General features: G+C 69.9%; 23 protein-coding genes. 9 read left to right on the top strand and 14 right to left on the bottom strand.

Going from position 1 to position 24,219, the window contains the following annotated elements; translation table 11 throughout:
* Positions 1 to 705, bottom strand: coding sequence for a DUF3105 domain-containing protein (locus PQV94_RS12135; RefSeq protein WP_274286072.1), 705 nt, complete (start codon positions 703 to 705; stop codon positions 1 to 3).
* A gap of 216 nt (positions 706 to 921) precedes the next feature.
* On the opposite strand from PQV94_RS12135, the gene PQV94_RS12130 reads away from it, so the two are divergent.
* The 5 genes from PQV94_RS12130 to PQV94_RS12110 are packed head-to-tail and all read left to right on the top strand — an operon-like array spanning position 922 to position 7,803.
* Positions 922 to 2,271 (top strand): multidrug effflux MFS transporter, encoded by a 1,350-nt coding sequence (locus PQV94_RS12130; protein WP_274286071.1) that lies wholly within the window; start codon positions 922 to 924, stop codon positions 2,269 to 2,271.
* Between the two features lie 55 nt (positions 2,272 to 2,326).
* Positions 2,327 to 2,983 (top strand): phosphatase PAP2 family protein, encoded by a 657-nt coding sequence (locus tag PQV94_RS12125; RefSeq protein ID WP_274286070.1) that lies wholly within the window; start codon positions 2,327 to 2,329, stop codon positions 2,981 to 2,983.
* Positions 2,984 to 3,037: 54 nt separating this feature from the next.
* Complete coding sequence (locus tag PQV94_RS12120) at positions 3,038 to 4,159, top strand: hypothetical protein (protein WP_274286069.1); 1,122 nt, start codon at positions 3,038 to 3,040, stop codon at positions 4,157 to 4,159.
* Positions 4,146 to 6,767 carry a multicopper oxidase domain-containing protein gene (locus PQV94_RS12115; RefSeq protein ID WP_274286068.1) on the top strand — a complete coding sequence of 874 codons (2,622 nt, stop codon included), beginning with the start codon at positions 4,146 to 4,148 and terminating at the stop codon, positions 6,765 to 6,767. Before PQV94_RS12120 ends, PQV94_RS12115 begins: the two co-directional genes overlap by 14 nt.
* Positions 6,757 to 7,803 (top strand): cytochrome P450, encoded by a 1,047-nt coding sequence (locus tag PQV94_RS12110; protein WP_274286067.1) that lies wholly within the window; start codon positions 6,757 to 6,759, stop codon positions 7,801 to 7,803. Before PQV94_RS12115 ends, PQV94_RS12110 begins: the two co-directional genes overlap by 11 nt.
* Positions 7,804 to 7,827: 24 nt before the next feature.
* On the opposite strand, the gene narI is transcribed toward PQV94_RS12110, so the two are convergent.
* The 6 genes from narI to PQV94_RS12080 form a co-directional block, all read right to left on the bottom strand.
* Positions 7,828 to 8,586 carry a respiratory nitrate reductase subunit gamma gene (narI, locus tag PQV94_RS12105; RefSeq protein ID WP_274286066.1) on the bottom strand — a complete coding sequence of 253 codons (759 nt, stop codon included), beginning with the start codon at positions 8,584 to 8,586 and terminating at the stop codon, positions 7,828 to 7,830.
* Positions 8,583 to 9,296, bottom strand: coding sequence for a nitrate reductase molybdenum cofactor assembly chaperone (gene narJ / locus PQV94_RS12100; protein WP_274286065.1), 714 nt, complete (start codon positions 9,294 to 9,296; stop codon positions 8,583 to 8,585). Before narJ ends, narI begins: the two co-directional genes overlap by 4 nt.
* Positions 9,293 to 10,963 carry a nitrate reductase subunit beta gene (narH, locus tag PQV94_RS12095; protein ID WP_274286064.1) on the bottom strand — a complete coding sequence of 557 codons (1,671 nt, stop codon included), beginning with the start codon at positions 10,961 to 10,963 and terminating at the stop codon, positions 9,293 to 9,295. The genes narJ and narH overlap by 4 nt, the downstream gene beginning before the upstream one ends.
* Positions 10,963 to 14,694, bottom strand: coding sequence for a nitrate reductase subunit alpha (locus tag PQV94_RS12090; protein ID WP_274286063.1), 3,732 nt, complete (start codon positions 14,692 to 14,694; stop codon positions 10,963 to 10,965). The genes narH and PQV94_RS12090 overlap by 1 nt, the downstream gene beginning before the upstream one ends.
* Before the next feature lie 30 nt (positions 14,695 to 14,724).
* Entirely contained in the window at positions 14,725 to 16,038 is a 1,314-nt protein-coding gene (locus PQV94_RS12085) for an MFS transporter (RefSeq protein WP_274286062.1), read from the bottom strand.
* A gap of 88 nt (positions 16,039 to 16,126) precedes the next feature.
* Positions 16,127 to 16,753 (bottom strand): helix-turn-helix domain-containing protein, encoded by a 627-nt coding sequence (locus PQV94_RS12080; RefSeq protein WP_274286061.1) that lies wholly within the window; start codon positions 16,751 to 16,753, stop codon positions 16,127 to 16,129.
* Positions 16,754 to 16,839: 86 nt separating this feature from the next.
* Here PQV94_RS12080 and PQV94_RS12075 point away from each other — a divergent pair, with 86 nt between their 5' ends.
* From PQV94_RS12075 to PQV94_RS12065, 3 genes are read left to right on the top strand one after another with little or no spacing between them, the layout of a single operon-like run.
* Positions 16,840 to 18,372: an SDR family oxidoreductase gene (locus tag PQV94_RS12075; RefSeq protein WP_274286060.1), complete on the top strand. Its 1,533-nt coding sequence runs from the start codon at positions 16,840 to 16,842 to the stop codon at positions 18,370 to 18,372.
* Between the two features lie 22 nt (positions 18,373 to 18,394).
* Positions 18,395 to 18,868, top strand: a complete 474-nt coding sequence (locus PQV94_RS12070) for a MogA/MoaB family molybdenum cofactor biosynthesis protein (RefSeq protein WP_274286059.1) — start codon at positions 18,395 to 18,397, stop codon at positions 18,866 to 18,868.
* The gene (locus PQV94_RS12065; protein ID WP_274288278.1) at positions 18,865 to 19,293 is read left to right on the top strand and encodes a molybdenum cofactor biosynthesis protein MoaE; all 429 of its coding nucleotides are present in this window, start codon (positions 18,865 to 18,867) and stop codon (positions 19,291 to 19,293) included. The genes PQV94_RS12070 and PQV94_RS12065 overlap by 4 nt, the downstream gene beginning before the upstream one ends.
* A gap of 2 nt (positions 19,294 to 19,295) precedes the next feature.
* Here PQV94_RS12065 and PQV94_RS12060 read toward each other — a convergent pair whose 3' ends face one another.
* From PQV94_RS12060 to PQV94_RS12030, 7 genes are all read right to left on the bottom strand, one after another.
* Positions 19,296 to 19,529 (bottom strand): MoaD/ThiS family protein, encoded by a 234-nt coding sequence (locus tag PQV94_RS12060; RefSeq protein WP_274286058.1) that lies wholly within the window; start codon positions 19,527 to 19,529, stop codon positions 19,296 to 19,298.
* A complete protein-coding gene (locus PQV94_RS12055) occupies positions 19,529 to 19,789 on the bottom strand; it encodes a DUF6457 domain-containing protein (protein ID WP_274286057.1) in 261 nt (86 codons plus the stop codon). Before PQV94_RS12055 ends, PQV94_RS12060 begins: the two co-directional genes overlap by 1 nt.
* Entirely contained in the window at positions 19,786 to 20,400 is a 615-nt protein-coding gene (mobA, locus tag PQV94_RS12050; RefSeq protein ID WP_274286056.1) for a molybdenum cofactor guanylyltransferase, read from the bottom strand. The genes PQV94_RS12055 and mobA overlap by 4 nt, the downstream gene beginning before the upstream one ends.
* Positions 20,397 to 20,873: a cyclic pyranopterin monophosphate synthase MoaC gene (moaC, locus tag PQV94_RS12045; protein WP_243231645.1), complete on the bottom strand. Its 477-nt coding sequence runs from the start codon at positions 20,871 to 20,873 to the stop codon at positions 20,397 to 20,399. The genes mobA and moaC overlap by 4 nt, the downstream gene beginning before the upstream one ends.
* On the bottom strand, positions 20,870 to 22,105 hold the full coding sequence (locus PQV94_RS12040) for a molybdopterin molybdotransferase MoeA (RefSeq protein WP_274286055.1): 1,236 nt from the start codon (positions 22,103 to 22,105) through the stop codon (positions 20,870 to 20,872). The genes moaC and PQV94_RS12040 overlap by 4 nt, the downstream gene beginning before the upstream one ends.
* Positions 22,102 to 23,193 (bottom strand): ThiF family adenylyltransferase, encoded by a 1,092-nt coding sequence (locus PQV94_RS12035; RefSeq protein WP_274286054.1) that lies wholly within the window; start codon positions 23,191 to 23,193, stop codon positions 22,102 to 22,104. Before PQV94_RS12035 ends, PQV94_RS12040 begins: the two co-directional genes overlap by 4 nt.
* A 71-nt stretch (positions 23,194 to 23,264) precedes the next feature.
* Positions 23,265 to 23,702: a hypothetical protein gene (locus tag PQV94_RS12030; RefSeq protein ID WP_274286053.1), complete on the bottom strand. Its 438-nt coding sequence runs from the start codon at positions 23,700 to 23,702 to the stop codon at positions 23,265 to 23,267.
* 123 nt (positions 23,703 to 23,825) lie between these two features.
* Between PQV94_RS12030 and PQV94_RS12025 the strand changes: the two genes are divergently transcribed.
* Positions 23,826 to 24,218: a TOBE domain-containing protein gene (locus PQV94_RS12025; protein ID WP_274286052.1), complete on the top strand. Its 393-nt coding sequence runs from the start codon at positions 23,826 to 23,828 to the stop codon at positions 24,216 to 24,218.
* The last annotated feature ends 1 nt before the right edge of the window (position 24,219 follow it).

The following is a 24,219-nucleotide window of genomic DNA, read 5'->3' as shown; positions in this document are numbered from 1 at the left end:
TCACTGACGGCCGGGCGCGTCGACACCGCCGCTGCACGCGGCGAGAGGCTCGGGGGCGTTCTGGCTGCGCCAGTACTCGGTGAAGAACTCCGGGATGCGGGGGTCGTCCGCCGCATCCAGCTTCAGCTGCGCGTTCCATGCGCTCAGCACGATGGGGGAGTCGAGGCCCTCGTACGGCGAGAGCAGCGTGTACGTCTGAGGGAAGAAGCCCTTGAGGGTCGCGAGTTCGTCGTCGCCCACCCGCGCGGGGTCGTACGTGACCCAGATGGCGCCGTGCTCCATCGAGTGCACCGCGTTCTCGTTCGGGACGGGCTCGGTGTAGATTCCGCAGTTGAGCCAGAACGGGTTGTGCTCGCCGCCCGCCGGCGGGGTCTGCGGGTAGTCCACGGGACCCTCCACGTGATTCGTGGTGTTCGAGAAGGTCTCGACGCCTTCGATGACCGCACCCGTGGAGTTCTGCGCCTGGTAGGTGACGGGCTTCGGGGTGAAGACGATCGAGGCGACCACGAGAGCGACGACGACGACAGCCGCTCCGGAGCCGACGACCCACCAGACGAGCTTGCTGCGCCGGCGCTTGGCCAGCTGGCGCTGGTACTCGGCCAGCTTCTCCTGGCGGCGCTGCTCGCGCTCCTGCTTCTGGGAGCTGGCGATCTTCGCCTGCGTCGCGGGATTGCCGCTCTGGCGCTTGTCGGGCGTCGGGGTCATGTGATGTACGTCCTCGGGTGGGTGCGGGCACGGAAGGGCGGAACACGGGCCATGCTGTCGGCCCGGGGGGATTCTATGCGAACGCATCGGGTGTGGGCTGGGAACTCGTCTCGGCCGCTGTCGGAGGAGCTCGGATAGAATCGACCTGCCGCTCGAATCGTTTCGGGCGTTGCCCGCCGCTCGGCGCCACCCCTTCTCTTGCGAACTGGTATTCCTTTGTCTGACGCCCCCGCTCCCGACCGCAACGAGACCACGGCCACCGGTTCGGTGCGCGTGCCGCGCCCGGCCACGGGTGCCATCCGTACCCTCGGCTCGAACCCGGCGACCGCTCCCATCGTCCTGCATCCCGGCGATGCCATGCCGACGTGGCGGCGTGTGCTGTACATCGTGCTGCTGGGTGCGCTCACCGCGCTCGGGCCGTTCACGATCGATCTGTACCTGCCCGCGTTCCCCATCCTCGAGGCGGACTTCGACACGACGGCGGCGATGATCCAGCTGACCCTGACCGGGACGACCATCGGATTCGCCCTGGGCCAGCTGGTGGTCGGACCGCTGAGCGACAAGCTGGGCCGGCGCATCCCGCTGCTGGTCGTGACGGGCCTGCACGTCGTGGCGAGCGCTGCCGCTGCCTTCGCCCCCGACCTCGTGAGCCTGGGCATCACCCGCGTGCTCATGGGTGCGGGCGCCGCCGCCGGCGGTGTCGTCGCGGCCGCGATCGTGCGCGACCTGTTCGGCGGGCGGCGGCTCGTGGTCATGCTGTCGCGTCTCGCGCTCGTCTCCGGCGTGGCGCCCGTGCTCGCGCCCCTCGTCGGCTCGTGGCTGCTGCAGGTCATGCCCTGGCGCGGGATCTTCGTCGTCCTGGCGATCTACGGCGTCGTCATGCTTGTCTCCGCCCTTGTGTTCATCCCCGAGACCCTTCCGCGTGCGCGCCGTCAGGAGCGGGGGGCGACGACGATCTGGCAGCGCTACCGGAGTGTGTTCAGCGACCGCGTCTTCGTGGGCGTGCTGATCATCGGCGGTATGACCTTCAGCGGACTGTTCTCCTACCTGTCGGCGTCGTCGTTCCTGTTCCAGCAGAGCTACGGCTTCGACGCGCAGCAGTACGGACTGCTGTTCGCCGCGAACTCGGTGGGTCTGGTGATCGGCGTGCAGACCGCATCCCGGCTCGCCGCTCGGTTCGGACCGCAGTGGGTGATGGCGTTCTCGACCGCGGCCCTCGTCGTGACCAGCGCCGCCATCATCGTGGGCGATCAGCTGCACCTGGGCGTCTGGGGCACCGTCGTGCCGCTGTTCCTGTTCATGACCACGTGCGGATTCACGTTCCCGTGCGTGCAGGTGCTCGCGCTCGACCGGCACGGCAACGCCGCGGGAACCGCGCAGTCGATCATCGGTGCCACGAACTTCGGTGTCGCCGGCATCATCTCCCCTCTCGTGGGCGGACTCTCCCACGGGGCACCCATCTCGCCCACGACCATGGCGTCGGTCATGGTCGGCTGCGGCGTGATCGCGGCGCTGTCGCTCTGGCTCATCGTGCGTCCGCGCACGGTCGCCCAACTCGCGCCCTGATACACCATCGCCACCCACCGCGGCGGATCCCGGATGCGGGTGCCAGACTGAGGCGATGAACCAGCCCAGCGCGCCCTCCGGTCGAGGCATCCTGTGGATCGGGGGAGGGCTCATCGCGCTCGGGGTGGCGATCGGGGTGTGGATCGTGATGAGCGGCGATGCGCCGTTCACCATCGACACCGCCTGGAACGACCTGCTCGCCGCGGCCACCTGGCCTTTCTTCACGCAGCTCTCGCTGTTCCTCAACGTCGCCGGCGGAACGCTCGTCGGCTCGCTCGTCGTGCCCGTCGTCGGCGTGACGCTCCTGATGCTGGCGCGACGCCCCTGGTCGGCCGCGACGCTCGTGATCGCGATCGCGGCGAGCGCTCTCGTCGTGCAGATCCTGAAGAACGTGTTCGCGCGCGGGCGCCCCGCGGACATGACCGTGCTCAGTGACTTCGGTTCGTACCCTTCGGGCCATGTGGCGAACGCCGCAACGGTGGCGACGATGTTCGTCGTGCTGCTGCCGCGGGTGTGGACGATCATCGTCGCCGCCGCCTGGGTGCTGCTCATGGCGTTCAGTCGCACTTACCTGCACGCCCACTGGCTCACCGATGCGATCGGCGGCGTCGCCGTCGGTGTGGGCGTCGCGCTGGTGTGCGTCGCGCTGCTCGGACGCCGCCTGGAACCCGAGCGCCGATCCGCATCCTCGCGTATCCGCTCCGGGGGCTGAATATCCACGGTGTCCTCCCGATGGTCGTGAGGGGGCCCTTCCTACGCTCGAGCTGTGGGGACTCCGACGCGCGGCGGACCCGGCATCCGGCTTCTTCTCGTGCTGCCGGCGGCGGGTCTGCTTCTGCTCGGCCTGAATGCGGGCCTGCTCCTGTTGGGGGCGCCGGCCTGGCTCGTCACCGACCGACTGCCTGAGCTGCACGCGCCGCTGCTGGTGCTCGGGTTCCTCGGCACGCTCATCAGCGTGGAGCGCGCGGTCGCCCTGCGTGTGGGGTGGGCGTATGCGGCGCCGGTTCTCATCGGCTGGGGGGCGCTTCTCGCACTCACACCGCTTCCCGCCGGCATCGGCCGAGGACTGGTGACCGCAGGCTTCGCCGTGCATCTGTGGCAGTACCGCGGGATCTGGCGGCGGCAGCCGATGACGGCTACCGCCGTGCAGGCGCTCGGCGCGCTGAGCGGACTCGCGGCCGCCCTCGCGTGGACCGGAGGGGTGGCTGCCCCGCGGCTCGTGCCGCTGTTCGCGGCATTCCTCGTCCTGACGATCACGGGTGAACGTCTCGAGCTCGCGCGCGTCGCCGCGCCGCCCGTCGCGGCCGAGCGGATGCTGTTCGCCCTGTCGCTGGCGTACGCCACCGCGACGCTGCTGTCACTGACCTCGGCACCGGTCGCGGTTCCCGCATCCGGCGTTCTGCTCGTGGGTCTCGTCGGATGGCTCCTGCGTTCCGACGTCGCGCGCACGCTCGTGCGTCGGCGCGGGTTGGTGCGGTACGTGGCAGCGTGCCTGCTGACCGGTTACGCATGGCTTGCCGCGGCGGGCGTCGGATGGGTGCTGGGTGGAGCGCGCACCGAGGGAGCGGTCTACGATGCCACGACCCACGCGGTCTTCCTGGGCTTCGTGATGACCATGATCATGGCGCACGCCCCGATCATCCTGCCGGCGGTTCTTCGGCTGCAGATTCCGTACCACCGGGCGCTCTACGCGCCGGTCGCGCTGCTCCAGCTCTCGCTGCTGGTGCGCGTCGTCGCGGGGGATGCGTGGGGGAGCATCGAGGCGCTCCGACTCGGCGGGATGGGGGCGGCTGCGTCGCTCCTGGGATTCGCGGCGACGGCCGCCGGTGTTGCGATGCTCGCCCGGCGGGACGGCGCGCGCGAGAGGGGGAGCGATGTCGCGGCGTAACTGGTATCTGCTGACCAATGCGGTCGTCGTGGGCTGGATCGCGCTGACGATCGTGGCGGTGTTCGTCCACCGCTTCGTCGATCAACCGCTCTGGTTGATGGTGCACGTGCCGATGCTGGGCGCCGCGAGCGCGGCGATCCTCATCTGGTCGCAGCACTTCGCCGACACGCTGCTGCGCCGCCCGGCTCCGGCCGGGCGGACGGGGCTCGGGCTCCGACTCGGCGCCCACACGCTCGGCGCCGGCACGGTGGTCGCGGGCATCCTCGCCGCCCTGCCTCTGGTGACCGTTGCGGGAGCGGTGCTCGTCGCCGGCGCGGTGCTCGCGCATGCCGTGCTGCTGATCCTGCAGCTGCGCCATGCCCTGCCCGCCCGCTTCGCCCCGCTCGTGCGGTACTACGTCGCGGCGGCACTCGTGTTCATCGGAGGGATCGCCGCGGGTGTCGTGATGGCGTGGGCGCGCGATCCCGACCTCACCGATCGACTGGTCACGACGCACATCGTGCTGAACGCCTACGGGTGGATCGGGCTCACCGCGCTCGGAACGCTCGTGCTGCTGTGGCCGACGGTGCTGCACGCCCGCATGAGCGACGCGGCCGGCGCCGCGGCCCGTCACGCGCTGCCCGTGTTGGTGTCGGGACTCGTGATCGCCGCCGTCGGTCCGTTGCTGGATGTGCGGATCGTCGTCACCATCGGCATGGCCCTCTGGCTCGCGGGAGCCGCACGGTTGGCCGTAGAGGGATGGCGCGAAGCCCGTTCGCTGGCGCCGGGCACCTTCGCCGCCTACAGCCTTGCGGCCGCCTTCGGGTGGGTCGTCGTTGCCGCCGCGACGCTCGCGGTCCTGGCCGCCGTGTCGCCGGATTGGGCGAGCCTGCGTGCGGCCTACCTCATGGTGCTGGGGCCGCTCGTCGCGGGCTTCGGTCTGCAGATCCTGATGGGGGCGCTGAGCCACCTGCTTCCGGTCGTCGCGATGGGCAGCCCGGCAGGCGCCCGTGCCGCGGCGGAGGAGCTCGATCGCGGCGCCGTCGTTCGGATCGTCGCGTTCAACGGCGCGATCGCGCTGTACCTCGCGCCACTGCCCTCCCTGGCGCGTGTGCTGCTCTCGTTCGTCGCGCTGGGCGTCGTCGTGGCTTTCGTCGTGCTCGCCGTCCGCGCGGTCGTGGTCGGTCGCCGCGTGCGCCGGGCGGAGGGGGCGACGCCCGATCGCGGCGCTGCAGTGTCGCTCGGCATGCCGAGTCCGCCGACGCCGAGGTCGCGGAGATCGGGGCCGGTCGTGGCGGCTTTCGCCGTGCTGGCGCTGTGCGTCACCGCGGGTGTCGCGGCCGACCCGGCCGCCGTGGGGATATCCGTCGTCACGTCCGGGGAAGCGGTTGCCGCTACGGGGCGGACGACCGCGGTGACCGTTCGGGTCGAGGGGATGAGGTACGACCCCGCGGAGATCGTCGTGCCGTACGGCGACGTTCTTGAGGTCACATTCGAGAACACCGGCTCGGACGTGCACGATCTGACCTTTGCCAACGGGGTGCGCACCGAGCGCCTCGCACCCGGGGCGTCCCAGACCGTCACGGTCGGGGTGGTCGGCACCTCGATGGCGGGCTGGTGCTCCATCGCCGGTCACCGGCAGATGGGTATGGAACTCGCCGTGGTCATCGACGGCGCCCCCGAGGCAGCCCTGCCGGCGCCGACGCAGAACGCGCACGACGCGCACGGGTCTCCGACCGCCGGCGGCAGCGGCGATGCGGCGGACGCCGTCGACCTGAAACGAGAGCCCGCCGCATCCTTCGATGCATGGGATGCCCATCTGGCGCCCGCCGCGACCGAGACGGTACACCGCGTGAGGCTACGTGTGTCCGAACTGGTCGACGAGGTGGCGCCGGGGGTGACGCAGACGCGTTGGACGTTCGGTGGGGCGGCGCCGGGTCCGGTGCTGCGCGGCAGGATCGGCGACACGTTCGAGATCACCCTCGTGAACGACGGGTCGATCGGGCACTCGATCGACTTCCACGCCGGCGCGCTCGCCCCGAACCAGCCGATGCGCACCATCCAGCCGGGGGAGAGTCTCACCTACACGTTCACGGCCACGCGCGCCGGCATCTGGATGTACCACTGCTCGACCATGCCGATGTCCATGCACATCGCGAACGGCATGCACGGCGCGGTCATCATCGACCCGCCCGAGCTCGCACCCGTCGACGCGGAGTACCTCATGGTGCAGGGCGAGTTGTACCTCGGCGCAATGGGCGGCACCGCCGACGCCGACAAGCTCGCCGCCGCGACGCCCGATCTCGTGGCCTTCAACGGATACGCCGACCAGTACGTGTATCGCCCGTTGACGGCGGCCATCGGCGACCGGGTGCGGATCTGGGTGTTGGATGCGGGGCCGAACTCTCCCTCGGCATTCCATGTCGTCGGTGGGCAGTTCGACACGGTCTATCTCGAAGGCGCCTACACGCTGCGCCCCGGAGCGGGCGGCGCGCAGGCGCTGGGCCTGCAGCCGGCGCAGGGCGGATTCGTGGAGCTCGAGTTCCCCGAGGCCGGCGACTACCCGTTCGTCACTCACCGGATGAGTGACGCCGAGAAGGGGGCCAGAGGTGTCTTCCATGTCGAATGAGCGTGACCCGCGCATTTTCAGACGTCACCGCGATGTCGTGCGGATCGCGCACGACGCCGAAGGCTTCTCCAACGCCACGTCGTCGCACCTGCAGATCCCGAACGGGCTCGACGGTCCGGCGCACACCCGCATGCGGCGCCTACTCGAACCCTTCTTCGCGCCTGCAGCCCTGGCCTCGCTCGAGCCCGTGCTGCGACGCCGCGCCGACGACTTGGTGGCCGAGCTGTCGGATGCGGGCTCGTTCGACGCCGTCGAGGATCTCGGCGGCACCTTCGCGATCCGCGCGCAATCCGCGTGGCTCGGATGGGGTGCGCACCTCGAACCCGCCCTGCGGGACTGGGTGGCACGGTATCGCGGGGCATCTCGCGCCGGAGACGCCGCCGCCCACGCAGAGGTCGCCGCCGAGTTCGACCGGATCATCCGAGGCATCCTCGAGGAGCGGAGGGTGCGGCGCCGCTGCGACGTGACGTCGCTGCTGATGGCGGTGCGCACAGAATCGGGTCGCCGGCTGCGTGACGACGAACTCGTCTCCATCCTGCGCAACTGGACGGGGGGAGACCTCGCCTCGGTCGCGGCATGCGCGGCGGTGCTGGTGCATTGGGTGTTGGAGGATTCCTCGCGCGCGGTGTTCGTCGCCGATGCCGCCGACCCGGCCCTCGATCGCGTGATCGATGAGGTGCTCCGGTGCGACGACCCCTTCGTCAGCAACCGTCGCCGTGCGACGCGGGACGCGGTTGTGGCAGGCTGTCCGGTCTCGGCGGGCGACGTGGTGGTGCTCGACTGGCGCTCGGCAAACCGTGACCCCGAGGTGTTCGGCGACGGTTTCGACGCTCGCACCCATGCAGCGGCGAACCTCGTCTACGGGTCGGGGGTGCACGTCTGCCCGGGCCGGGAGCTGGCGACCCTGCAACTGCGCGTGCTGCTGCGCGCTTTCACCGAGGCCGGCGCATTCGTGACAGACCCGGCCGCTCCAGCGGTGCGCGAAGAACCGCCGCTGGCCGGTTGGCGCACCCTTCGGCTGCGGCGCTCGCGCTGAGCACAGGCCGCACCAGAGGCAGGCTCAGGGGCGGCGCAGGCGCTCGGGATCGGGTGTGCGCACCGGGTCCCAGCCGCGGCGGACGGGGCGGGCGCCCCGATGTGCGTCTCGGGACCGGTAGACCACGTAGGGGCGGAAGAGATATCCGAGCGGCGCGGAGAACACGTGCACGAGCCGGGTGAAGGGCCAGAGCGCGAACAGGGCGAACGCGGTGAGGATGTGCAGCTGGAACATGAGCGGCACATGGTCCATGAGCTGCGGCTGCGGCTGAAAGAAGAGGATGCTGCGGATCCACGGCGAGATGGTCTCGCGGTAATGGAATCCACCGCCGAACACCTGGTACACGACGGTGGCGAGCGTACCGAACCCGAGGGTCGCGCCGAGGAAGACGTACATGACCTTGTCCATCACGGTCGTCGCGAGGAACACGGGGCCCACCGTGCGCCGGCGATAGATGAGGATCGCGAGTCCGGCGAGGGTGAGCACGGCGGCGGCTGTGCCCATAGCGGTGGCGCCGAAGTGGTAGATCTCCTCCGAGATGCCGATGGCGTACAGCCACTCCCGCGGCACGAGCAGCCCGACGACGTGTCCCGCGATCACCATGAGGATGCCGATGTGGAACATGGGTGAGCCCCACCGCAGCAGCTTGTTCTCGTAGGTCTGGCTGGACCTCGTGGTCCAGCCGAACTTGTCGTAGCGATAGCGCCACAGGTGGCCGACCACGAAGACGGCGATGGCCGCGTAGGGGACGGCGACCCACAGGATGATCTGAAGGGCGTTCACGAGAGGGCTCCTGACTGGGAGACGGGGGTGAAAGCGGGAAGGTTGCCGAGGAAGCTCAGCCCGACCGTCTCGGTGGGCGGTCCCTCGTTCACGAGCTCTTGGAACCGTTCGCGGGTACGGTCGTCGATGGCAGGGAGCGAGAGAGTGATCGTGCGCACCACGAGAGCCCACGGGCTGTCCATCGACTCCAACGCCGCGCGCAGCACCTCGATCCCCTCGCGGTGCGATGCGATCAGCGCATCGGCGATATCGGAGCCGGAACGAGCGGAGAACTCGAGGACCGCCGGAAGGTAGTCCGGCAGGTCGTCGGCATCGAACTCCCACCCCGCGGCGCGGTACGCCTCGAGGAAGGTGACCAGGGCGACCCCGCGGCGGCGAGTATCGCCGGTCGCGTAGTAGCTCAGGTACAGGCTGCACTTGCGTTTGAGATCGAACGTCGTGACGTAGCGGCGCTGCCATTCGGTCGCACCCGCATCCGCTGCGGCCGTCAGGAACTGCGCGAGGGGGTCGGCAAGAGGCACCGGGAGTGCGGCCGCGTGGTGTCGCAACGCGGGCAGGCGCTCGAACCAGGGCTCGTCGGGATAGTCGAGCAGGAGCGAGGCGATCATGTGCGCCCTGGCGCGGACGTCAGGCTCCAGCCGCAACGAGGGAAGCTCCTCGGGCAGTGCGCGCAGCGGAGTCACACGCGCCGCGGCTCGCCGGCCGCTCACGACTTGTCCTTCGGCTTGCCGGTCGTGCGGATCGGTCCCAGGTTGCTGGGCGGGAACAGGCCGTCGGCGTCGCCGTTGCCGTCCCAGTTCAGCAGGTTGACCCGGCCGGGCGTCGAGGGGCGATCGGCGCTCTGCCGGTCGGCGAGGATGTGGAAGTTCTCCACCGCCACCGGCACGCTCGGCCCGCTGGACGATCCGAAGGGTCCTGCCCCGCCCATGCCCGGGCCCCCGTCGAAGTCCAGTGAGCACGCCATCTCCTCGAGGGCGTGGGCCTGCTCCGTGTGTGCGGAGGGGATGACGTAGCGCTCCTCGTACTTGGCGATCGCGAGAAGACGGTACATCTCCTCGATCTCGGCCCCCGTCATCCCGACTGCGCGCGCGATGCGTTCGTCGCGCTCGTCGTCGAGATTGATGCCGCGCATGTACGAACGCATGGCGGCCAACCGGCGCAGCGCATGATCGACCGGGCCCGGGTCGCCCGCGCTGAAGAGCTCCGCGAGATAGCCGATCGGGATGCGGAGCTTGTCGATGGCGGCGAAAAGCGTCCGGGCGTCCTCGCCGTCGTTGCCCGACCCGGTCACCACATCGACGACGGGCGACAGCGGCGGGATGTACCAGACCATGGGCATGGTGCGGTACTCGGGGTGCAGGGGAAGAGCGACCTCGTGCTGCATGAGCTTCCAGATCGGACTGCGCTGCGCGGCCTCGATCCAATCCTCCGGGATGCCCTCGCGGCGGGCGGCCTCGATGACGGCCGGATCGTTCGGGTCGAGGATGATCTCCCGCTGGGCGCCCAGCAGCGCCTGATCGTCCGCCACGCTGGCGGCCGCCGCCACGCGGTCGGCGTCGTAGAGCACGAGCCCGAGGTAGCGCAGGCGTCCGACGCATGTCTCCGAGCAGACGGTGGGAAGACCGACCTCGATGCGCGGGTAGCACATCGTGCACTTTTCGGCCTTGCCGGTGCGGTGGTTGAAGTAGACCTTCTTGTACGGGCAGCCCGAGACGCACATGCGCCATCCGCGGCACGCATCCTGGTCGACCAGCACGATGCCGTCCTCTGCGCGCTTGTACATCGCGCCCGACGGGCACGATGCCACGCACGAGGGGTTGAGGCAGTGTTCGCAGATGCGGGGGAGGTAGAACATGAAGGCCTTCTCGAACTCGGCCTTCACCTCCTCGCTCATCTTCTGCAGGATCGGGTCGTCCTGCATCGTCTCGAGCGAGCCTCCGAGGTCGTCGTCCCAGTTCGCGGACCACGAGATCTTCATGTCCTTGCCGGTCAACAGGCTCTTGGGGCGGGCGACGGGAACCTGCGCGCCCTGCGGGGCGTTGAGCAGCATGTCGTAGTCGTAGGTCCACGGCTCGTAGTAATCGTGGATCTCCGGCAGCTTCGGGTTGGAGAAGATGCGAGCCAACTTCGACAGGCGGCCGCCGCTGCGCAGCTTCAGGCGGCCGCGCTTGTTGACGACCCAGCCGCCGCCCCACTTCTCCTGGTCCTCGTAGCTGCGGGGATAGCCGACGCCCGGGCGGGTCTCGACGTTGTTGAACCAGACGTACTCCACGCCGGTGCGGTTGGTCCACGCCTGCTTGCAGGTCACCGAGCAGGTGTGACATCCGATGCACTTGTCGAGGTTCATGATCATCGACATCTGCGCCATGACCTTCATCAGTACTGCACCTCCTGGCTGCGGCGACGGATCGTGGTGATCTCATCGCGCTGGTTCCCCGTGGGGCCGAGATAGTTGAAGGCCCACGCGAGCTGCGCGTAACCGCCGATGAGGTGGCTGGGCTTGAGCAGGATGCGGGTCAGGGAGTTGTGGATGCCGCCGCGCAGGCCGCTCGTCTCGGCAATGGGCACATCCACCGTGCGATCCTTCGCGTGGTACATGTACACCGTCCCCTCCGGCATCCGGTGCGAGACGATCGCGCGGGCGACGACGACGCCGTTCCGGTTGTACGACTCGATCCACTCGTTGTCGCGGATGCCCGCCTTCTCGGCGTCCTGGGGGCTCATCCAGATCGTGGGGCCGCCGCGGCTGAGCGAGAGCATGAAGAGGTTGTCCTGGTACTCGGAGTGGATCGACCACTTCGAGTGCGGCGTGAGATAGCGCACGGTCACCTCGGTGTGTCCACCGGCCGTGCGTGCGGTCGTGCCGACCTTCTCCGAGTCGAAGAGGCGGTGCATGTCCAACGGGGGGCGGAACACCGGCAGGTTCTCGCCGAGCTCGCTCATCCAGTCATGATCGAGATAGAAGTGCTGGCGCCCGGTGAGGGTGTGCCAGGGCTTCAGATGTTCGACATTGATCGCGAACGCTGTGTAGCGCCGCCCGCCGTGCTCCGAACCCGACCATTCAGGGGAGGTGATGACGCTGCGCGGCTGCACCTGCACGTCCTGGAAGGTGATGTGCGAGCCCTCGTGGTCTTCGGCGAGCTGCGCGATGCGCTGCCCGGTGCGCTTCTCGAGCTCGCGGAACCCCTGCACCGCCAGGCGGCCGTTGGTGGTTCCCGAGAACGCGAGGATCATCTCGCAGGCGCGCTTATCGGTGTCGAGTCGCACGCTGCCGGCATAGGGGCCGGTCTGGACGGTGCCGTTCTTGTGCGCGAGCTGCTCGATCTCCGCATCCGGTCGATACGTGATCGCCTTCGTCGTCATGCCGAGCTTCGCGGTGAGCGGCCCGAGACTCTTCCACCGTTCGTAGAGGTTGGGGTAGTCGCGTTCGACGACGATCAGCTTCGGCATCGTGACGCCCGGCACCAACGGTGCGTCCTCGGGGACGATCCCGTGCGGGGTCGCCATGACGTCGGCGGAATCGTGCTGCAGTGGCGCGGCCACGAGGTCGCGACGCACCCCGAGATGATTGCGGGCGTACTCGCTGAACTTCTCGGCCAGCGCGCCGAACAGATCGAAGTCGGTGCGCGTCTGCCACGGCGGAGTGATCGCGGGCGTGAAGGCGTGCACGAACGGATGCATGTCGGTCGAGGACAGGTCGTACTTCTCGTACCAGGTGGCCGCCGGCAGCACCAGGTCGCTGAACAGCGTGGTCGACGTCATGCGGAAATCCGCCGTCATCAGCAGATCGAGCTTGCCCTCCGGCGCCTTCTCGTGCCACACCATGTCGCGCGGGCGTGAGCCCTCGGGCGATTCGGGCGCGCGCACGGCGGAGTCGGTGCCGAGCAGGTGCTTGAGGAAGTACTCATTGCCCTTGCCGGAGGATCCGAGCACGTTCGCCCGCCAGATCGAGATCACGCGGGGGAAGTTCTCCGGCGCATCGGGATCCTCGACCGCGTAGTGCAGCGATCCGTCGGTGAGCTCGTCCACCACGTGCTGTGCGGGGTCCTTGCCCGCCGCATCCGCTTCGTCGCACAGCTCGAGCGGGTTGCGCGAGAAGGTGGGGTAGGCCGGCATCCAGCCGCGCTTGACCGACTCGACGAGGCAGTCCGCCGTGGTGCGATCCTCGAACTGTCCGCGCGCCAACGGCGACGCGAGTGCGGATGCAGGCAGGCCGTCGTAACGCCACTGGTCGCTGGCGAGGTACCAGAACGCCGTGCCGATGTTCTGGCGCGGCGGGCGGCCCCAATCGGCGGCCGTCGCGTACTGCGAGTACCCGGTGATGGGCCGCACTTTCTCCTGTCCGACGTAGTGCGCCCATCCGCCGCCGTTGACGCCCTGGCATCCGGTCATGGTCGTCAGGGCGAGGAAGGTGCGGTAGATGGTGTCGGAGTGGAACCAGTGGTTGGTGCCGGCGCCCATCAGGATCATCGAGCGCCCGCCGCTGCGTTCCGCGTTGTCGGCGAACTCGCGACCGATGCGCGCGGCCTGCTGCGCCGGCACGTTGGTGAGCTCCTCCTGCCAAGCGGGGGTGCCGGGGCTCGAGGCGTCGTCGTAGCCGGTGGGCCACTGGCCCGGCAGACCCTCGCGCGCGACACCGTACTGCGCGAGCAGCAGGTCGAACACCGTCGTGACCAGTCGTCCGGCGACGCGGCGCACCGGAACGCCGCGTCGGATGGTGCCGGCTCCGCCCGCGTGCTCCTTACCGCCTTCGGGCGTGATGTCGAAGCGGGGCAGCACGATCTCGGCGGACTCCGTCGTATCGGGCAGGTCCGCGAGCGAGAGGGGCGGCACCACATCGCCGAGGTCGAGATTCCAGCGTCCCTCGTCCTCGGCGGTGAAGCGGTGCCCGAGCGACCCGTTCGGCACCACGGGCTGACCGTGCTGGTCGAGCACGACGGTCTTGAAGTCCGCACGCGGAGTGTCGGCGGCGGCGCCTCCCAGATCGCTCGCCGTGACGAACTTCCCGGGCACGAGCCCCGCCTCGTGCTCCTCGAGCGCGACGAGGTAGGGCGCGTCGCTGAAGCGGCGCATGTAGTCCTCGAAGCGCTCCGTGCGGCGCTGCACGAAGAACTCCGTGAGGATGACGTGACCCATGGCCATCGCCAATGCCGCATCCGTCCCGGGATGCGGCGCGACCCACTCGTCGGCGAACTTCGTGTTGTCGGTGTAGTCGGGGGAGACCGTCACGACCTTCTGCCCGCGATAGCGGGCCTCGGCCATGAAGTGGGCGTCGGGGGTGCGCGTGACGGGTACGTTCGAGCCCCACATCATCAGATAGCCGGCGTTCCACCAGTCGGCCGACTCGGGGACGTCCGTCTGATCGCCGAACACCTGCGGGCTCGCGACAGGGAGGTCGGCGTACCAGTCGTAGAAGGAGAGGATCGTGCCGCCGAGCAGGTTCAAGAACCGGGCTCCCGCGCCGTGCGAGACCATCGACATCGCCGGGATGGGGGAGAAGCCCGCGACACGGTCGGGGCCGTAGCGCTTCACCGTGTAGACGTGCGCGGCAGCCGCGATCTCCATCGCTTCGTCCCACGTGGTGCGCACGAGCCCGCCCTTGCCGCGCACACTCTTGTAGGCGCGGGACTTCTCCTCGTCCTCGACGATCGAGGCCCATGCGTCGACCGGGTCGGGGTGCATGAGCTTCGCCTCACGGTAGAGGCCGGCGAGGGCGTCCCGGATGTAGGGGTAGCGCACTCGCGTGGGCGAGTAGGTGTACCAGCTGAACGCCGCGCCGCGGGGGCACCCGCGCGGCTCGTACTCGGGGGAGTCCGGGCCCACCGACGGGTAGTCCGTCTGCTGGGTCTCCCACGTGATGATGCCGTCCTTGACGTACACCTTCCACGAGCAGGATCCGGTGCAGTTCACGCCGTGCGTGGAGCGCACCACCTTGTCGTGCGCCCACCGATCGCGGTAGAACACGTCCCCCGCGCGGCCGCCCTCGAGAAAGAGCGAGCGCAGGTCGTGCGAGACCTCGCCGCGGCGCAGGAACCGGCCCATCTCGAGGAGCGAGTCCGCGAGCGGGCCGTCGGTGGCGGGGTGGATGCTCCGGGTGGAGGGAGTCATGGTGGGGCTTCTTTCGGATGGGGGATCGAGTCAGCTCTTGGCTTCGGCGCCAGGGCGGACGTAGTAGTACCAGGTGAGGCCGATGCACACGGTGCACAGGAACACCGACCAGGCGAAGAAGGCGACGACGCCGATCGTGGAGAGCAGGACGCCGACGAAGAACGGGCCGAAAGCGGCGACCGAGGCTGTCCAGCCGATCGCTCCACCGGCCTGCCGCTTGGGGAAGATCGTCGGCATCTGCTTGAAGGTCCCGGCGTTGACGAGCCCGGAGAAGAAGAAGATCAGCAGGATGCCGGTGAAGAAGCCGCCGAAGTCCGCTGCGGAGGTGGGAGCGAGGAAGAACAGCACGACGACGCATCCGGCCAACATCCCGATTCCGCCGATGAGGGTGAAGATCCCCCCGCCGAACCGGTCGCACAGCGGGCCGCTCGCGGCGCGCACGAGCGCTCCCAGCGCCGGGCCGATGAAGATCACGGCCAGCGGGTTCGGAGCGTCGGGGAACGAGCCGAACAACTGGTTGATCATGAGTCCGGTCTGGGCGCTCAGCCCGGAGAACAGCCCGAATCCCATGACGTAGAGCGTCGTCTGGATCCAAGTGTGCTTGAGACGGAAGATGTCCATCTGTTCGCGGAAGTTCGCGGTGATGGGAACGCGACGGATGTAGATGAACGCGGCCGCCGCGGCGGCCAGTACCCACGGCACGAGGACGAGTCCGCCGTTGTGCAGCCAGACGAGCTCCCCCGAGTTGTCGATCTCGGGGGCGAGCGCTGCGGTGCCGAAGAGACCGAAGCCCACGATCCACGGGGTCAGCAGCTGGATGAACGAGATCCCGAAGTTGCCGAGGCCCGCCTGCAGACCCAGCGCCGTTCCCGACAGCCGCTTGGGGAAGTAGTAGCTCGTGGAGGGCATGAACCCCGAGAACGTTCCGCCGCCGATGCCCGCCGCGAACGCGAGGGCGAGCAGGATCGGGAAGGGTGTCGTGTTGTCGCGCACGACGAAGGTCCACCCGAGCAGGGGGATGAGCAGCAGCAGGGCCGAGAGCGTCACGAGAGTGCGCGATCCCAGGACGGGCGGCAGGAACATGAACACCATCCGCAGAAGGCCCGCGGACAACCCCGGGATCGCGACCAGCCAGTACAGCTGCGTCGCATCGAGGGCGAAGCCGATGTCGTTCAAGCGCGGGGCGACGGCGCTGACGACGTACCACGTGGCAAAGCTCACGAACATCGTGTAGGTCGTGATGGTGAGCGTGATCCACGCGCGCTTGGGGTCCCACGTGGCGGGATTCTCAGGATCCCAGTTCGACAGATCCTTCGCGAGGGATCGTCCCGTAGCCGTCGTCATCGTGGCCTCCTGGAGCGCGGCGATTCATGCTCGACTGCTTCAGGATGACCGTGTCCTCAACCGATGTCGAAGGCGTTCACCGTGGAAATTACTCCGGTGCGCCGTCGCAGCCCCGACCGTGCGAGAGCACGACGCGACAGGTGTGCGTCGTGGTGTACGGCAAGAGCCGATCGAGGCCGATCGGCCCGCCGGCCCGCTCGAGCACGTTGCGGATGAGGGCTTCGTGTACCTGGCACACGACCTCGCGATTCTCATCCACGAGTTCATGGAAGGGGCACGGAACGAGGGTGACGGTGAGCTCCTGCTCGTCCAGGTCCGGGGTCAGCCCGACATCGTCGAGATGCTCGTACAGGGCGTCCAGCTGGTGCAGGCTCTCTTCGTCGAGCGCGCTTTCATCGCCTACCATCCGCCGCAGCAGATCGCCGTGCTGCTTCGCGATCTCGATCCGCCGCTGCGCGAGCGGATGCGAGGTCTCGGGGCTCACGACCCGGTACAGCCGGCGAGGGCGTCCGCGGGTGCCGCGATGCTCCAGCTCGGAGTCGAGGAAGCCCTGGTCCTCGAGAACTCGCACGTGATCGCGCAGGGTGTTCTCGTGCAGGCCGGTGCGTTCGGCGATGTCGGCGAGGGCGAGACCGGGCTCCTCCAGCACGACACCGAGCACCCGGAGCCTGCTGGCCTGAGCAAGACCACGGAAACTGTCCACCCGGCGAGCCATGCCCCCAGTATGCCGCCCAGGCGCCTTCTGCGCTGGGCCTGTCAAGAGCCGGTCGCGCCCGGGGTGAGTAGGCCTACCCTCGCAGCATGACGACGCTCTCCTCGCCCACCGGGCACGAGCCCGCCCTGCGCGCGCCGAACCGCGAGGACGGCACGACGCCGCTCGTGTTGGTGCTGGGTGCGACCGGGTACATCGGCGGGCGGCTCACCCCGCGCCTGCTGGCGGCGGGCTACCGGGTGCGCGTGCTCTCCCGTGACGGCGAGCGCGTGCGAGCCCTGTCGTGGGGGAGCGACGTGGAGATCGTCGAGGGCTCCGTCACCGACCCCGAAGCCATGGGCGAAGCCTGCGACGGGGTCGATGTCGTGTACTACCTCGTGCACTCGATGGGGCAGGGCAAGGGGTTCGAAGACACCGACCTCGCCGCCGCGCGGACGGTCGCGGATGCGGCCGCCGCCGCATCCGTCTCGCGTCTCGTGTACCTGGGGGCGCTGCACCCCGAGGGCGTGCCGCTGTCGCCGCACCTCGCGAGCCGGGTCGCGGTGGGCGAGGTGTTCCTCGACAGCCCGGTCCCGACCGCCGTGCTCCAGGCGGGCATCGTCATCGGCTCGGGTTCCGCATCCTTCGAGATGATCCGCCATCTCACCGAGGTGCTGCCGTACATGCCGGCGCCCAAGTGGGTGCGCAACCGTGTGCAGCCGATCGCGGTGCGCGACGTCCTGTACTACCTGCTGGGGGCGGCCCGTCTCGCGCCCGACGTCAACCGCGCGCTCGACATCGGCGGACCCGACGCGCCCCGTTACGGCCAGATGATGAACGGCTACGCGGTGGAGGCGGGCCTGCCGCAACGCCCCATCGCGCCCTTGCCGGTGCTGACACCGGGGTTGGCCTCGCACTGGGTGAACGTCGTGACGCCGGTGCCCCGCTCGATCGCCCGCCCCCTCATCGCCTCCCTGCAGAACGAGTGCGTCATCAAGGACCGCGCGATCGACGAGGTCATCCCGCCGCCCGAGGGTGGACTCACGTCCTACCGGCGGGCCGTGCAGCTCGCGCTGGGGCGCGTGGACGCCGACGACATCGAGACGAGCTGGCAGGACGCCGAAGTCTCGGGTGTCCCCAGCGATCCGCTGCCGAGCGACCCGGAGTGGGCGGGGCGCACGGTCTACACCGACGCGCGCAGCGCCGTGACCACCGCATCCCCCGAGGATCTCTGGAGCGTCGTGGCGGGCATCGGCGGTGAGAACGGCTGGTACTCCACGCCGATCCTCTGGGCCGTGCGCGGATGGATGGACCGTGCCGTCGGAGGCGTCGGCCTGCGCCGCGGCCGGCGCAGCCGCACTCGCGTCGCCGTCGGGGACGCGATCGACTTCTGGCGCGTGGAGGCCGTCGATCCCGGGCGGATGCTGCGGCTGCGCGCCGAGATGAAGGTGCCGGGGCTCGCGTGGCTCGAACTGTCGGTGACGCCCGAGGGCACCGGATCGCGCTACGACCAGCGGGCGGTGTTCTTCCCGCGCGGGCTCAGCGGCCGCCTGTACTGGCTCGCGGTCCTGCCGTTCCACGGCTTCGTCTTCCGCGGCATGGCCGAGCACATCATCGCGGCCGCCGAGGCGCGCGAGCTCTGAGACGCGTCGTAGGCTGACCGGTATGCGTCTGGCCGCCGTCATCACCGTGTCTGATCGGTCCGCCGCCGGCGAGCGCGAGGACGCATCCGGACCCGTCGCGGTCGCGCAACTGCGCGCCGCGGGGTGGGAGTGCGCGCCGGCTCGTGTCGTCGCGGACGGCGTCGACAGCGTCGAGAGCGCACTGCGCGCGGCTCTCGCCGAGGGAGCGCAGCTCATCGTCACCTCGGGGGGCACCGGTGTGTCGCCTCGGGATCAGACCCCCGAGGCGAGCGCACGCGTGATCGAGCGGGAGCTGCCGGGCATCGCGGAGGAGCTGCGTCGGCGCGGGGGCGAGAGCAAGCCTGCGGCGCTGCTCACCCGTGGTCTGGCCGGAACCGCGCGTGGCGCGTTCATCGTCAATCTGCCGGGCAAGCCTGCGGCGGTCGCGGAGGGCATGCCGCTGATCCTCGCCGTCGCCGACCACGTCATCGACCAGCTCGCCGGAGGAGATCACTGATGCCCGTCGTCATCGCACGCGTGAGCGTCGAGCCCCTCGATCTCGACGCGCACCTCGCCGCCGTGGACGACGCCGCATCCGGCGCGCTCACCACGTTCGTGGGTCGTGTGCGCGATAACGACCCCGACGCGCGCACCGCGGTCGTGGCCCTCGAGTATTCGGCCCACCCGGATGCGGAGCAGTTCCTGCGTCGGATCGCCGAGCAGGCCATCGGTGACACCGGTGCGCTCGTCGCCGTCAGCCACCGCATCGGCCGGCTGGAGGTCGGCGACGCCGCGGTCGTCATCGCCGTCGCCTCCGGACACCGGGACGCGGCCTTCACGGTATGCCGCGAGGTGATCGAGCAGATCAAACGAGAGCTGCCGGTGTGGAAGCGCCAGGTCGAGTCCGACGGGACGACGGCCTGGAAAGGCCTGGGCGGCTGAGCTCAGCCGCCGGCGAAGGGCGGGAGCACGTCGACGACGGTGTCGGCATCCAGTGGCGCATCGTCGTCACGTCGCGCCCCGGCGACCAGCACGGCGCAGCGCGGCAGGATGCCGCCGAGTCCCGGGCGTTCCTCGGCGAGAGCACGACGGAGGTCTCCGACCGTCGCCTCCGTGCGGTGTTCCTCGGCGCGCCCGGCGAGCTCCTCGGCAGCGGCGAAGTAGCGCACGTGCGCCATCAGGCCTCGCGTTCGTTCACGAGGTCGGCGATCTCGGCGATGGCCCGCCGCACGTCCTCTGCCGAGCCGCCGGCACGTCCGGCCGCCAGCCCCGCCGCGAAAGTGCTCACGGGCGCTGCGGGACGCGCGACGCCGCGCGCGACCACGCCCGCCAGATCCAGCACGGCCGGGATCGGTAGGTCCTCGGGCGTGAGCCCCAGACGCTCGGCGATCTGCGCCGCCCACTCGTCCAGAGCCTCCGGCGGAAGGTGCTCGCTCATCGGTCCTCCTCCTTCTCGATGCTGGGCGCGACAGCGCCCGCATCCTGCAGATCCTGCCACGTGTCGATGTCGGCCACGACCTCGTCCGGCGCGCGCACGACAGCGATCGCGAGCTCTGCCATGATCTGACGAACCGGTTGGTCCCTGCCTTCTTCGGCAAGGGATGCGGTTCCGCGTGCGAGCGCGGCGGTGCGGTAGAGCCCCGTGAGCCATTGCGGACGGGAGGAGGCATCGCCGAGACAGACGCCGTCGGTGTCGGCGGGCAGCAGTTCTCGATCCGCCATCAGGCGGGCGACCGCCTCGGCGGGGCGAACGAGATCCACCGCCAGCACGAGTGTCCAGGGCGCATCGGCCGAGGCGAGCGACATCGCGGCGTGCAGCGCTGCCGCCGGCCCGGTGTAGGCAGGGGTCTCCCGCACCCATCGCACCTCGTCGGGGGCAGGAGCCACCTCGGGCCCGGCGATGATCACGGGCGCAGCTCCTGCGGTGCGGGCGGCATCGACCGCCCGCTCCAGCAGAGTGGCGCCTTCCAGGCGCACGAGCGCCTTGGGGATGCCATCGAGACGGGACGCGCGGCCGCCGGTCAGGATGATCGCCTGTACGTCAGTCATGCCTCGCCCGGACGCTGCCAGGTGCCGGACTTGCCGCCCTCCTTGCGGACGATCCGCACATTCTCGATCGAGGGGGACTTGTCGATCGCCTTGACCATGTCGATCACGGTCAGTGCGGCCACGCTCACCGCCGTGAGTGCTTCCATCTCCACGCCGGTGCGATCGGCCGTCCGCACGGTCGCCTCGATCTCGACGCCGTCGTCCACGACCAGCAGGTCGACGACGGCGCCGTGCACGCCGATCACGTGCGCGAGCGGCAGCAGGTCGGGAGTGCGCTTCGCCGCCTGGATGCCGGCGATGCGGGCGACGGCCAGCACATCGCCCTTGGGGACCGCGCCATCGCGCAGCGCCGCGACGATGCCGGCGGAGGTGCGCACGAAGCCGCGGGCCGTCGCCGAACGGACGGTCGGCTGCTTGGCGGTGACGTCGACCATGCGGGCGTGGCCCGCCGCATCCAGGTGGGTGAAGCTCATGAGATCAGCATGACATCGACGAGATCGCCCTCGCGGACCTCCTCGACCTCCGCGGGCACCACCGCGTATGCCTCGGCGCGTGCGAGACCGCCCGCGAGGTGCGAGCCGGAGCCGCCCGCGGTCGCGGGTCCCACGCGCCAGCCGGTGGCATCGGAGCGGTCGATCGAGGCGGGCAGGTACTGACGCCGGCCGGGCGGTGTGCGCCATCCGGTGGTCGCGGGCAGGCGGATCACGTCGCGGTGCAGTGCCGCGCGCCCCAGCATCCGCATCAGAGCCGGGCGCACGAACACCTCGAACGACACGGCGGACGAGACGGGGTTGCCCGGCAGCGCGAACAGGAGAGGACCTGCGGCGAGGCGTCCGAAACCCTGCGGCTTACCGGGCTGCATCGCGACCTTCGGGAAGGCGATATCGCCGCTCAGGGCGTTCTTGACGACCTCGTACGCGCCCGCGCTGACGCCGCCGGAGGTGATCACGACGTCCGCGCCGGCATCCTGCGCGTCGCGAAGCACCGCGAGCAGCGACGCGTCCGTGTCGTCGACGCTTGCGCGGAGGACGACATCGGCGCCCGCGGCTGCGGCGAGGCCGGCCAGCAGGATGCTGTTCGACTCGGGGATCTGTCCGCGTCGAAGCGGAAGCCCGGGAGCCACGAGCTCGTCACCGGTCGAGATCACGGCGACGCGGGGGACTCGCGTCACCTCGAGCTCGCCGACCCCCGCCGCCGCGGCCGCCGCGATCTGCAGCGGACCCAGCAGCACGCCGGCATCGATCACCACATCCCCGGCCGAGAGGTCGGAGGCGCGTCGTCTCACGTGAGCGCCGGGTGCCGGCGGAGGAACGAGCACGGCGATCTCGTCCAGCGAATCGTCGAGTCCGCCCTCGGTGTGCTCGAACGGCACGACCGTGTCGGCAGCGGTGGGCACGGGAGAGCCGGTCATGATGCGCGCGGCTTCGCCGGGACCCAGATCGGGGTCGAAGGCTGTGCCGGCAGGAAGGTCGGCGACGACGCGCAACCGGCTCGGTGCGGCATCCGTGGCGGCACGGACGTCGGCGAAGCGCACCGCGAAACCGTCCATCGCGGAGTTCTCGAACACCGGGATGTCGACGCCGGCGCGCACCGGGGCGGCGGTCGTGCGACCAGCCGCGGCCGCGGTCGCGACCCGTTCGGAGGGTAGCGTCGCCACCTCGGCGAGCACGAGAGCGAGCTGTTCCTCGACGGTGCGGATGCTCATGCGCGCCCTCCGGTCCACGCATCCATGCCGCCCGCCAGCACCACCACGTCGGCTCCCGCTGCCGCGAGGGCGCGGGCGGCGCGGTGCGCCCGCATCCCGGCCTTGCAGACCACCGCATAGGGCCCGGCGCCGAGCGCAGCGGGATTCTCCAGGACCGCGGCCAACGGCACGAGTCGAGCGCCGGGAACGGTTCCCAGTTCTGTCTCTTCCGGCTCGCGCACATCCAGCACCGCGAGGCCGGCGGCCCGGCGCGCGTCGAACTCAACCGTGTCGATCTCGGGGATCTCCGGGAGCGGATCGGGTGCCGGCGTCGGGCTCTGTGCGCTCGGGCGCAGGGGGAGCTCGCGCACGCGGGCGGTGAGGGCGTCGATGAGAAGGATGCGGCCCAGCAACGGCTCGCCGATGCCGGTGATGAGCTTGACAGCCTCGATCGCGAGCGCTCCGCCGACCTGCACGCACAGGGCCCCGAGGACGCCCACCTGGGAACAGGACGGGACTTCGCCCACCGTCTCCGGCGGGTACAGATCTGCCAGCACGACAGGGGCGACGTCGTTCGGCGGTGCCGACCAGAAGACGGTCACCTGGCCCGCGAACTCTTGCACGGTTCCCCACACGAGCGGGATGCCGCGGCGTTCGCACGCGGCGGCGACGGCCGCACGGGTGGCGAAGGTGTCGCTGCCGTCGATGACCAGGTGGGCGGTCGCGAGGAGGTCGTCGGCGTTGGTGTCGTCGATGCGCGCACGGATGCCGGTGACGACCGTCGCCGAGCCCAGGTCCGCGGCGGCGCGACGGGCGCTGTCGATCTTGGGGGCACCGACATCCTTGACGCGGTGGAGCACCTGACGCTGCAGGTTGGTGAGTTCGACCTCGTCGTCGTCGATGACGACGAGCTCGCCCACGCCGGCGGCGGCCAGTGCGAGCACGACCGGAGAGCCGAGCCCCCCGACGCCGATGACGGCGACGCGTCCGGCCGCGAGACGGCGTTGGCCGAGTTCACCGAACCCGGCGAGAACGGCATGGCGCGCGGTGCGCGCGCGCTCGGAGTCCGACAGCGCGGCAACCGGCTCGACGAGCGCGGGCAGGGGCATGCCCCCAGGGTATCCGTGGGCGGCGGGCATCGGATCCGGCGAACACCGGGGTTATGCGCGAATCCGCATCCTCAGGACTCGACGGTCACCTTCATGACGGCGTCGTCGGCGCCGAAATGAACGGCGGGCCAGTATCCGTCCAGGAAGTGTCGACCGCACGTGTCGGTGAAGTGAACCGCGACGGCGCCGTCGGGGAAGATCACGATCTGCTCGGCTTCGAGGTCGTCGGCCGCCTCGTCGAGTTCGTCCTGCGTCGGGGCCTCGGAACTGAACTCGAGGACCACCGCGTCGGTTGCTGTCCGGTCCCACTGCGCGCGACGCGACAGGAACGCCTCGAGGCGGCTCAGAAGCCCCGTAGCGATCCTCGCGTCGCCGGTCTCGAGCGTGAGGTGGGGGTCACCGGCGACCGAGAACCGCTGGAAGACCCTGGCCTCGCCGTCGATCGACGTCACGGAATCCCGCGAGAAGTCGCCCCACGGGGAGGGGAGGATCACCGACTCGTCGGGCATGTGCTCAGGATATTCGCGTCGCTTCCGATCCGAGAGGCTTCCGCGGCATCGGGCGGGCCGGGTGATCCGCGGATGCGGCAGAATCCAGGCCGGTGGACCGCGTATGCGGCTATTGTCGGATGTATGCACTCCTTCAAGGTGTCTCACGCGGCTCGGCTGCTCGGCGTCAGCGACGACACGATCCGGCGATGGATCGACCAGGGCATCCTGCCGACGACCGATGCCACCCCGGTCGAGATCCCCGGCGCCGCGCTCGCCGTGCGCGCGAGCGAACTGGCGGCCGCATCCGAGGATCCGAGCGACGTGCTCTCGAGTGCTCGCAACCGTTTCGTGGGTCTCGTCAACCGGGTGCAGATCGACGGGGTGATGGCCCAGGTTGACATCCAGGCAGGCCCGCACCGCGTCGTCTCGCTCATGACGGCCGAATCCGCGAGAGACCTCGCACTCGAGCCCGGGTCTCTCGCCGTCGCCGTCGTCAAGGCGACGACCGTCATCGTCGAGACCCCGAAGGACTGAC

The organism is Microbacterium sp. Clip185 (genome assembly GCF_028743715.1).
In the GTDB taxonomy this organism is placed as follows: domain Bacteria; phylum Actinomycetota; class Actinomycetes; order Actinomycetales; family Microbacteriaceae; genus Microbacterium.
Note: the sequence above shows the minus strand (reverse complement) of the source record. Positions and strands in the feature narration are given on the sequence as shown.